The sequence below is a fragment of the Tepidibacter hydrothermalis genome, from assembly GCF_029542625.1.
GTDB classification, from domain to species: domain Bacteria; phylum Bacillota; class Clostridia; order Peptostreptococcales; family Peptostreptococcaceae; genus Tepidibacter_A; species Tepidibacter_A hydrothermalis.
In genome coordinates, this window is the sequence record NZ_CP120733.1 from 286,177 (window position 1) to 298,461 (window position 12,285).

Here is a 12,285-nt window from a genome sequence, read left to right on the forward strand (position 1 = left end):
CGTTAAACAAACCTTCAAATACATTCTTAATAAGAAAAAGAGAATTGGAATCTTTCTGATTCTCTTTTTTTTAAGAAGAAAGGGGACGAATATATTGATAAAAATAAATAAGAAAATATTAAGTGTTTTTTTAACTATAATACTTATGACAACAATGATAACACCAGCATTTGCAAATGAAGTAAATATAAAAATACCTACAGATAAAGAAATAGAACAAAGTGGTACAAAAGAAGAAAATAAAGAAACAAAAGAAATAAAAGAAAAGATTAAACAGGAAGATGAAAAAATAGAAGAAATAAGTGACACAAAAGAGAAAGACAAAGAAATAAATGAGTCAAAACAAGAGGACCAGATTGAAGAAGAAAATAAAAAAACAGAAGAGAATGATATGAAAGAAGAAAATAAAGAAGCAAATGAGGTAAAAGAAAAAGAAAAGATTAAACAGGAAGATGGAAAAATAGAAGAAATAAATGATACAAAAGGGGAAAACAAAGAAACAAAAGAGGTAAAAGGAGAGGAAAAGATTAAGCAGGAAGATGAAAAAATAGAAGAAATAAACGAGATAACAGAAGAAAAAATTATAGATGAAGAAGTAGAACTAAAAGAAGAAAAACAAATAAAAGAGATATTAATAGAAACGGAAAATAGCAACATAAAAGAAGGAGAAAAAATAAATCTTCAGGCAAAAGATCAAGATGGAATTATAATCTTAAAAGAAAAAATAATATGGCAATCATTAAATGAAGATATATCAAAAGTCAATAAAGAAGGAGTAGTTACAGGATTAAAAGAAGGAAGATCTAAAATATTAGTAAAATTAAAAGCTGATGAAACAGTAAAAAAGCAAATAGAAATAAATGTAGAAAGTAATAAGCAAAAACCGTTAGAGCTAGTATCAACTAGTCCTAAATATATAAAGGGAGATAAAAATACAGATGAATATATAGAAATGGGAGTAAATACAGACGCAGAAATAAGTCTCACTTTTAATCAGCCAGTTGAATTTAATAAAGATTATAAGGATAAGAAAAAAGTTTTAGTTTTTCAGGGAAGTAAAAAAGGTACATGTAAACCTTATCCTGATTTTATGGCAAACTTTATGCTTGGTACTCATAATATAGAATTTAGCAATGAAACCCCAGAAACGGTAATAATAAAGCTGCGTGATAAGAAAGGACCAATAGAATTAAAACAAAATTATTTTTATAAAGTAAATATATCCTCAAAGGTTATAAAAGCTAAAAATAGTGATGAATTATATAAAGGTACAAGTATTGAATTTGCAACATTTCCGGAAGTAAAGCCTGAAAAAGTTCAAATAAAAAGTGCACCAACAAGAATTAATGTTGGAAAATCTGAAAAATTAGAAGCTGTGGTAAAAAATGTTAATGGGGAAATAGATTATAAAGTTAATTGGGAAACTAGTGATGAAAATATAGCTTTAGTAGAAGATGGAGTATTAATAGCAAAAAATCCAGGAAGGATTCTATTAAAAGCAGTAGCAGATGGAACTGATATTTATGCAAAACAAGAAATAGAAATAAGAGAAAATTTCTCTAAACAGTTAATACCAAAATGGACTTATAAAATAGATTCAGATGCATATAGTGGTCATCCTATTTTATCATCAGATGGTTCAATTTATAGTGTTCTATATTTAAATGATAAGTATACTATATTAGCTTTAAATCTCGATGGAACAAAAAAAGATTTTAATAATTTGAATGTAACTGCGCCTATATCAATAGGGAAAGTAAGTGGTATTGAATACATATTTGCTGCAAATAAAGATAAGCTCATGTCTTTAAATCCTCATTATGGAAATATTGAGTGGAAAGTTAATCTAAAATCCGATATAAGAACTACACCAGTTATAAATAAATATGGAAATATAATTGTTGGATGTGAAAACAATAGAGCATATGGTATAAGTGGAGAATCTAAGCAGATTGTATGGGAATTTGATACTGAAGAAAAATTAAATTATACTCCTACATTAGACGAAGATGGAAACATCTATATAGTATCTGGAGATAGTATTTTAAAAATAGATGGAAAAGATGGTTCTTTACTTTGGAAATTTGAAAATCCAGAAGCAACAAAAAATTTCAATGGACAAGTTACTATAGGATACAATAATACAGTTTATATTCAAGATGAAAATACTATATATTCAATTAATACTGATAAAAATAAAACTAATTGGTCTAAAAATTTTAAAAAAGTTAATTCATTTAAATCTATAGTAGAAGAAGACGGAGTATATTTTAATGTAAGTGAAAAAGAAGATGACATGCTAACACTTCACAAATTTTCTCATAAAGATGGAAGTGTTATTCAAAAATATCCATATAAATCTGATTACGGTATAAGCATACAAGATGGAAATCTTTATACAAACAAAGCTATTTACGATGAAAATAGAAATCCGATTGCTTACTATGATGATTATAGATACAACCTTCCATGGTTTCAATATTCAGATTTTTGTTTAGGAAAAGATGGGACTATATATAGACTAATGATAAGTGAAGGAGATGTAATAGGTTTAGAAGCAGTTACTCTTTATGATACTTCTAACTCTCATCCTTGTGATATTAAACTTTCTAAAGAAAATTTAAATATTTATACTAATTCTCAATATAGAACAAATCCTCAAGTCATAGATGAAAATGAAGCAATTCTTCCCAGAGTTGAGATTGAATGGAGCAGCAATAATAAAGACATTGCTTCAGTAACTAAAGATGGAGTAATACAGACTTATGACAAAATAGGAGAAACCATTATTACAGTTAAAGTAAAAGGAACAGATATTATGAAAACTATAAGTGTTGAAGTTAAAGAAATGCCTACACCTGAAAAGCTAAATTTTGTAAAATATAAAGGGCTAAATACTAATATAAAAGATCAAGAAATTATAAAAGGTAAAATTACTGAATATACAGGACAAGGATTTGATAGGATTAGTGTATTTGTTCAGGATAAAGATGGTAATTTTATTCCAAAACAAAATATACAATGGGAAGTGGTTGGTGATGAAGGAATATTAGAAATATACTATGACCATGGAGGAAATATAGGAGGAGATGTATACTACGGTGCAAATATTACAGCAAAAAAAGCTGGAACTGCTGTTTTAAGAGCAACATTAAAAGTAGGGGAAAAAGAACTTAAATGTGAAACAAATATAGAAATACTACCTAATCCTTATGATATAAAATGGTCAGTTCTAGTAGAAGGAGATTGGGATAATAAAGATGCTTACCATACAATGACTGAAGATAAAATATTTTATGTAAATCAACAAAAACTTTTTGCAATAAATAAAAAAGGAGAAAAACTTTGGGAATCTAAAGTAGGAGTAGACTATGGTGTTCAAATAGAAAAACCTATTGTAGGAAAAGATGGATATCTGTATTTATATAGTGTAGATGCAACTTCTGTTTTTAAAATAAATACTGATAATGGAGAAGTTGTTTGGAAAATAAGAGAAGGAAATGATCCAATTAAAGAATTAAAAACTACAAAAAATAAAGTATATGCACTAACAGATGAAGGAAAATTATACTGTATAGATGATAATGGTCAAATAGTTTGGGAAAAAGAATTCCCTAATAACGGTGGAATACTGATTTCAAAAGATGAAAAAGTATATATATCACAAAATAAAGAAATAAAAGAAATAAACAAAAATAAAATAGAAACAATATATACAGATAAAGATGGAAAGTTATATCTAGAAGATATAGATAATGGAAATAACTTAATAGCTCAAAAGAGTAAAAATAATAAATACTCTATATTATCTATAAATAAAGATGGAAATAAAAATTGGGAATATAAAGGAGAAGATGATAAGGGATTAAATTATAAAGTAGCATTAAGTTGTGACAAGCAAGGAAATGTAATAGCAGTTGATTATAATGATAAGGAAGATAAAAATGTCTACTTTATAAACAAGGATAAAACAAAGATTAATATTGTTCCCATTAAAGATGATCCTGTACGTATAGGGGTATGTAAACCTTTAATTGCTGAAGATGGACAAATATATATATCCTTAGCAAATATACATATATTCGATATGAACAGTCAAGAGGAAAAGTACACAGTTGAATTTAAGGGGGGATTCACTAAAACTTGTTGGGCTAGAACTTTAACAGTAGATAAAGATGGCACTATGTATTTAGCAGCAGGTGAAAAAGGTATTATAGCATCAAAAGGAAAAATCGTAACTCCTGATAAATTTCAAATAGATGTACAAGGACTAAATAAAATAAAATTAGATTCTTTAACAGATATAAAAATAGATATAACAGATACTACTGATGATGATACAAGTAAAGATATAAAAGTTAAAATGTACCTTAATGAAAAAAATGATGAAAATAACAAACAATTAATATACACAACTTTTAAAGATAAAATATCTAAAAGAGAAACAAAATCATATAATTGTTCAATCAAAATTCCTAGAAATGGACAATATGAGATGAAAGTAGAGCTTTACAAAATTAAAGATAATAAAGAAACTTTAATACATGAATTTAATAAAGAAATTGAGCTTTAAAACAAGGGGGATAAATGATGAGAAGACTCAATAAGTTAGCTTCATATATTCTTATAGTTACCATTATTTTAAGTAGTTTTTCATTCTCTTACGCAGATAATAATGTAGAATTTGATTGGGAAAGACATTTTAGCTTTGGTAACTTGATAGATTTAAGATATGATACAATACCAGCTGTGAATAATAATGGGGATATATATGTTACAGTTACAGATGGAAGGTTATACTGCATAAAACCTGATGGAACCAGAAAATGGGATTTAAATATTTTTCAAAAAGGTGAAGAAAATCTTATTGGTGGAGTAAGTCCTGTATTTGACAAACAAGGAAATGCATATATAGGATCTGGAGATAAGAATGTTTACTCTATTGATACTGATGGTAATATATTATGGAAATTTAAAATGAGTGATGATGTAGCACCAGGAACATCTCCTATTTTACATAAAGATGTCGTATATGTTTCTAGTAAAAATAGAATGTTATATGCCATAAATAAAGAAAATGGAGAAGAAATATGGTCTAAAAAAATAAATGGCAGAAAAAGCTGTAATACACCTGTTGTTTATGAAGATGAAAATGAAAATATAATTATATATATATCAACTGCAAGAACTATGAGTGCGATATCTTCTGATGGTAAAGAACTGTGGTCTGAAAAATTTGAAGATGAAGCATTGTATGATTATGGACAAATGGATGTAAGTGAAAAACGTATAGATGTAGATAAAGAGGGGAATGTATATTTTGTTACATTTGAGTGGGGAACTGATGTAAATCATAATGATGAAAAAACTAAACTTTATAAATACAACTCTAAAGGTAAACAAGAATGGAGCAAAGATATAAATAAAAATGTTACTGCTCCGAATGTGTACAAAGAGAAAGTTTATTATAAAACTTCAGACAATAGATTACATGCATTAAGTACTGAAGATGGAAAAGAAATATGGCAATATAAAGCAGATGAAGATTATTTTACAACACCACAACATTATACAAGACCTGTAGCAATAGGAGCTGATGGAACAATTTACGTTGGATTTGGGAAAAATTTATATGCAATAGATTCTAAATCAGAAAAAGTAAAATGGAAGACTACTAATGGAAATTATGATGTATATACAGTTTCAAAGCCAAGTTCAAATGGAGAAATATACTGCATAGCTGGACTTGTAGGAAAGCATAAAATAAGACTTTTAAAATGTACAGACGAAAGCTTTGAGCAAGTAATAGAAAATATAGAAATAAAAGATGAAGATTTCTGCATGCTTGAAAATGGAGAATATAAATTAAATGTTATTTTGAAAGATTCATACAATAGATTAGTTAGTAATATACAAGATATACAATATGAAAGTACTACTCCGGATATTATATCAGTTGATAATAATGGAAATATAAAACCATTAAAAGAAGGGAGTGCCCAAATAACAGCTTCCTATAAAACTGAAAAAGGTAATATAAATGATTCAGTTAACATAAATGTAATTAAATATTCTGGTGATATGAGTATTGAAATTTCACCTAAAAATACACAAATGTTATTAGATGATAAGGTAAAATTAAGCTATAAAATAACTACAAAGGATAAAAAAGAAGTAAAAGGTGAAAAAGTAAACTTTACTAGCACAATACCACTAATAGCAACTATAAATCAAGAAAATGAAATTGAACCTAAAAATTTAGGACAAACGATAATAAGAGCTGCAAGTGTTAATTATCCAGATCTAAAAATTCAAACAAATATAAGTGTAGTAAAAACAAAAATATCTAAAGTAAATATTAATGAAATAAAGGAAGCAATACGAAAAACTAGTACTTATCTTCAACGTAAACCAGGAACAAGCGATTGGGCAGCAGTGGCTCTAAATTCAGTAGACGAAGACATAAGTCAAAATTACTTAAAAAAATTAGAGCAAGAAATAAAAGAGGATGGAGTAGGAAATTTAGTAACTGATTATGAAAGAACTGCATTAGCTGTAGTCTCTGCTGGAGGAGATCCTACTAACTTTGCAGATATTGATTTAATAGATGAGATTGTAAACTATAAGGACTTTAGCCAAGGAATAAATGCTGCAGTATGGGGACTTATAGCAGTAGATGGATGTAATGCAGTAATAGATAATAATGCTAAGTATGATAGAGAATATTTAGTTGATTATATCTTAAATAATATGAGTGGAGATGGATGGGCATTTGGTGGAGGAAGCACTCCAGATGCAGATATGACAGGTATGGGACTTTATGCACTTGCTCCATATAAAGATGATCCTAAAGTTAAGGAAGCAGGAGAAATAGCACTTAAGTGGCTTAGTGAAAATCAATTATCTAATGGAACCTTTGGTTCATGGGGAAGTGTTAATAGTGAATCGTGCTCTCAAGCTGTTATAGGCATAACTTCTTGGGGAATAGATCCACAAGGAAGTGAGTTTACTAAATCTGGTGGAAATGCAGTAACTGGACTTTTAAACTATCAAGTAGAAAATGGAATGTTCAAGCATATAGATTCACCAGATCCCGGAATGGCAACACATCAAGGACTGCAAGCTCTAGGGGCATTAAAAGAGTATATGGAAGCAGGAAAATCTACTATATTTTATAAAATAAAATACAATGCAGGAGAAAATGAAGAAGTAACTTCAATAGAAATATCACCTAACTCTTTAGAATTAAAAAGTGGTACAAAAATAAAAATGTCAGTAAAGAATCAAAGTAGAATATTGATTGATAATTCAAAAGTGGATTGGGAAAGTAGTGATGAAAATATAGCAGTAATTGATGAAAAGGGAGTATTAATAGCTAAGTCAGAAGGTACAGTAAATATAATTGCATCATTAAAAGAAGATGAAACTGTAAAGGATAGTATAACTGTAGAAGTAGTTAAAGATGAATTTACAGTACAGTTAAAAGGCAGTGATTTAGACAATAAAAAAAATATAGTTATAAATATTACAAATAATTCAAATAAAAATAAGAAAGCTTTGGTTGTAATAGGTCTTTATGATAAAAATACTAGTAACCTTATAGAACAGACTTATGTTTCAAAGGAATTTGTAGCTGGACAAGTTGATGAAATTAATACAAATTTACAAGTGCCTGAAGATAGGGATTATGAGGTTAAGGTTATGATTTGGAATGACTGGGTAAAGGCTAGATCATTAGTTGATGCTGTTACTTTAGAAAATAAATAGAGATTTTATCTACAAGGGGTGATTACATGAAATATATATATAAGAAACTATTATCATTATTAATAGTTTTTACGATGCTTATTTCTTTTATACCTGTTAATTATTCGTATGCAGCTGATAATTTTACTGCAAATGTAAATAGAGAGGGAAACAAAGTAGTTATAAGTGGAACTACAACAAGTGATACTAATGTTACACTTGTTGTAGTTAGAAACACTGATAATGATAAGAGGTATTCAAATGAAATAAAATCAGACAACCAAGGGAATTACTCATTTAACTTTGATATAGAACATGGAAATTATACAGCAAAACTCACTAGTAATGGTATATACATAGAAAGGGATTTTGAAATTAAAGATCCTAGAGAAGGTATAGTTACTGTAAGGGTTGAAGGAAAAGGTAAGACTTTACTTCCAGAGGTTGAAGTTAAAATTCTTGATAAAGAAACTACTTTATTAGAAGCAGTAGAGAAAGCTTTAAAAGATAATAAAGTACCATATGAAGTAAGTTCAGATATGATTCATTCAGTAAAAAATGAAGTTGGTTGGCAGTGGATGATAAATGGTAAGGGAGGTATGGCACTTCCAAATACTCCACTTAATAAAAACTCTGAAATAGTACTTGTAGATGATGAAATATGGGATCCTACTATAACTAAGATGACACTTTCATCAGATAATGTAAAGGTTGATGAAGAATTTACTGTTACATTAGAAAAGAACACTGGAAATACTTATGTTCCAGCAGCAAATGAGGAAATCGTATTTAAGGATGAAGTTAAAAATACTGATGCAGATGGAAAAGTTATATTCAAAGCTACAGAAGAAGGCAATGAGTACATAATATGTGAACCTAAAGATAATCTTATAAGACCAGTTCCATTACTTATAAAAGTAGGAAGAACTACTGATGTTATAATTCCAGATGATAATATATCAGTTAATATGAGAATAGAAGGATATAAGGGAACTCACTTTGATGAAAGATTAAGATTTAATCCAGATGACTATAAAGATAAGGATGGAATGTATAGAATTACAGATCCTGATGGAGAAGAACATGAATTTACTCGTCCTACAGTACTACTTGCTACAATAGCTGCATGGAATGAAGACAATATAAGAGATAATGAAATAAACTCAAATGATAACTATGTAGCTAAGATGGCGGGAGAAAGAGAATTTGATTTCAAGAGTGAACATAAAACGTGTGGATGGATGGTTAGAGTAAATGACAAGATTATAAATCAGGGAGTAGGAGTATGGCCGATAGATGATGGAGATACTGTTGAATGGTATTATACAGCTCTAGATTCATATTTTGGATATATAGATGTTGATACTACAAATCTTGAAATAGGAGAGAAAATTAAAGTTAAAGTAACTGGAAAAGCTAATGGTAATGGCTCAGATATAGCTTCTGGAAGAGGTAGAGAAACTAATGTTGATAAAGCTATAGTTTATGTTGGAAGCAAAGAATATACTACAGATTCAAATGGAGAAGTAGAAATTGAAATGAATGAAGCTGGAAGTTTTGATGTGTATGCTATTAAGTTAGATAAAAGCTCAAAGCATGATGGACACTATTTCCCATTAGTATCAAGAACAGAAAAAGTAAGTGTAAAAGTTAATTCTCCAAATACACTAGTTGAAAAAATTATTACTGAAGAAGTTAAATTTTATAGTGATGAATATGAAAAACTATATAACGAGATAAAGGATTTAAAGAAAGAAGATACTATTTTAAGAAAAGAAAAAAATGTTATAGATGAATTAAATAAGAAAATAGACAATATAAAAACAGAAAAAGATGCACAGCAAGCAGTTAAAGATACAAGTGATGTATCAAAAATAGCTAAGCTTTGTGCATATAAGATGGAAACTGAAAAAGGTGGAATAGAGGCTGTTAACAACAATAATACTTTATTAAAGAGTCTTTCAAAGTGTGCTGACAAGGTTAAAGATAATGAATCTAAGAAAGAAATTGAAGATACAGCTATATACAATATAGATATAATAACTGAAATAACAGATATAATAAAGGATCAAAAGCAAGTTGATGATATCTATAAGAATATGATAGATAACAGTTTAGAATTATCTAAACAATTAGGAAGAGGAAACAATAATAAGCTTAACGAAAAAATAGTAGATGTAGTAAATGATATAGTAGACAAAAAATCTAATATAACTGTACCAGATACTAAAATAAAGGTACAAGATAAATATGTAGAAGCTAAAATAGATAATGAAGTAATGAAGCAAATTGATAAGATATCAAACGATATAAATGAACTAAAGAACAAACTAAAAGAAAATGGATTGAATAACAAGATAGATAGTAAAGTTACTTTATCTATAAGTAATAGATCAAGAAAAAGAGTAGACGTAGTTCTTGAAAATTCAAGTGTTGATAATATACTCAATAAAGGATTTGATACTTTAAGATTAAATACAGGTATAGCTATATTTAACATAACAAAGGATACTTTTAAAGATTCTAAGAATCAAATAACATTGAGTGCATCAAAGCTTAATGCTAGTGATGTAAACAACTTAGAAAATATTAAGATTCCTTCAAGTAGTATAGTAGTAGATTTATCAGCTAAAGTTGATGATAAAGAAGTACATGAGTTCAATAATATAAGTATTGAGATACCATATGATCTAGGTAAGCAGAATAAAGATAAATTAAAGGTATTCTATATTAATGAAGAAAATAATAATATTGAATTTGTAGGTGGAAACTATGATGAAAAATCAAAAGTTATAGTATTTGAAACAAATCACTTTAGCAAATACTTTATTAAAGAAGTTAAGGTGAATTTTGATGATTTAGGAAATGTTAAGTGGGCACAAGAGGCTATAATTGCCATGGCTGAGAAGGGAATAATAAAAGGAAAATCAGGCAGTAAATTTGGTCCAAATGACAATATAACTAGAGCAGAATTTGCTACATTAATTACAAGAATGATGGATTACAAAGATGATAAAGCTATACTTCCATTTAAAGATGTAAGCCCATATGGTTGGTATTATACATCAGTATCATCAGCTTATTCAAATAAACTTATAAATGGTAAGAGTGAAGATACATTTGATCCAGATGGAAATATAACTAGACAAGAAATGGCTAAAATAATAGCTAAAGTACTTGAGAGTAAAGGATATAAAGACTCTGATATTAAGGAACTAAATATGTTCAAGGATAAAGAAAATATAGCTCCTTGGGCAAAAGAAAGTATATCATTAACAGCGAAAGAAAAGATAATAAATGGAATGGATGATAAAACATTTGCTCCAGATGAAAAAGCAACAAGAGCACAAGCTGCTGTTATGCTTTATAGACTTTATAAATTGATTATCAAATAAACTTATTTAGAATATATTGTATTTAATATTAAGATATAGTATATTAATGTTAAAAATAGGAAGTTAAAACCAATATTTGAATATATTGAATACAAAGTCAGAAGACTTCTTACAGAAGTTTTCTGACTTTTTTTATAACGAATAGGAAATTATATTCCTTTTTAAGTTGTGGACAAATATAATTTTCGTTTTGTGGATAACGTTGATGGAAAAACTACACTTACAACTATTTTGAGCAACGGAGCCCGTAGGACTCGCTGGCGACATGAGCCATGCGTTAGCATGAAGCGAATTTTTTATTGGAAAGGGGTAATATTATGGAAAAATTATGGAGAAAAACTGTAGAATTTCATGGACACGAATGTCCAGGATTAGCAATTGGATTTCAAGCTGCATTGGCAGCAAAAGAGTATTTAGGATGCACGTATTCAGAAGATGAAGAACTTGTATGCATATCTGAAAATGATGCATGTGGAGTAGATGCTTTACAGGTTGTCTTAAAATGCACATTAGGAAAAGGCAATCTTATGATTAGATTGACAGGAAAATCAGTATATCATTTTTATAATAGAGTAAATGGTAAATCTATTAGATTGTCCTTAAAGCCTTCACCTAAACCAATGAACAAAGAAGATTACAAGAAATACTTTTTATCAAAAGAGCCAAAGGATTTATTTGATGCATCAGAAACTAATATAGATTTTCCAGAAAAAGCTCGCATATTTAACCCTATAATATGTGATAAATGCAAAGAAAAAACAGCAGATCATTATATTAGAATACAAAATGATCAAAAGCTGTGTTTAGATTGTTTTAATGAATATAAAAGGTTTTATATTAATGTGTAAATATAAAATACGAATTTTTGTCAAATGAATGTCGAATTTCTATTATTATAGTCGAATGATTTGTTAGCAAATAACATATAAAAAATGTTACAATAAAGTAGAAATTGAACAATTATGTCTTGGTTCAGGGAAAAAGGTGAAAATCCTTTGCTGTAACTCCAACTGTAAGTGGGGATGAGGGCTGTAATTTGCCACTAGATTCTTATCTGGGAAGGCACAGCTGTAAGATGATCCACGAGCCAGAATATCTGCCATGGCATTCTTCAATTACCTTACGACTTAAATGGGGTTGAAGA

At 28.4% G+C, this 12,285-nt stretch carries 4 protein-coding genes and 1 riboswitch; all 4 genes read left to right on the top strand.

Going from position 1 to position 12,285, the window contains the following annotated elements:
• The first annotated feature begins 94 nt into the window (after positions 1–94).
• Positions 95–4,573 carry an outer membrane protein assembly factor BamB family protein gene (locus P4S50_RS01140; protein ID WP_277732674.1) on the top strand — a complete coding sequence of 1,493 codons (4,479 nt, stop codon included), beginning with the start codon at positions 95–97 and terminating at the stop codon, positions 4,571–4,573.
• Positions 4,574–4,590: 17 nt separating this feature from the next.
• Entirely contained in the window at positions 4,591–7,767 is a 3,177-nt protein-coding gene (locus P4S50_RS01145) for an outer membrane protein assembly factor BamB family protein (protein WP_277732675.1), read from the top strand.
• Positions 7,768–7,793: 26 nt separating this feature from the next.
• Positions 7,794–11,141 (top strand): S-layer homology domain-containing protein, encoded by a 3,348-nt coding sequence (locus P4S50_RS01150; RefSeq protein ID WP_277732676.1) that lies wholly within the window; start codon positions 7,794–7,796, stop codon positions 11,139–11,141.
• A 317-nt stretch (positions 11,142–11,458) separates the two neighbouring features.
• Positions 11,459–11,989 (top strand): FmdE family protein, encoded by a 531-nt coding sequence (locus tag P4S50_RS01155; RefSeq protein ID WP_277732677.1) that lies wholly within the window; start codon positions 11,459–11,461, stop codon positions 11,987–11,989.
• Between the two features lie 103 nt (positions 11,990–12,092).
• A riboswitch (cobalamin riboswitch) is annotated at positions 12,093–12,259 on the top strand.
• Positions 12,260–12,285: the final 26 nt, after the last annotated feature.

Coding starts and splice junctions, on each gene's coding strand:
- P4S50_RS01155 (WP_277732677.1), top strand. CDS start 11,459: ATGGAAAAATTATGGAGAAAAACTGTAGAATTTCATGGACACGAATGT.
- P4S50_RS01150 (WP_277732676.1), top strand. CDS start 7,794: ATGAAATATATATATAAGAAACTATTATCATTATTAATAGTTTTTACG.
- P4S50_RS01145 (WP_277732675.1), top strand. CDS start 4,591: ATGAGAAGACTCAATAAGTTAGCTTCATATATTCTTATAGTTACCATT.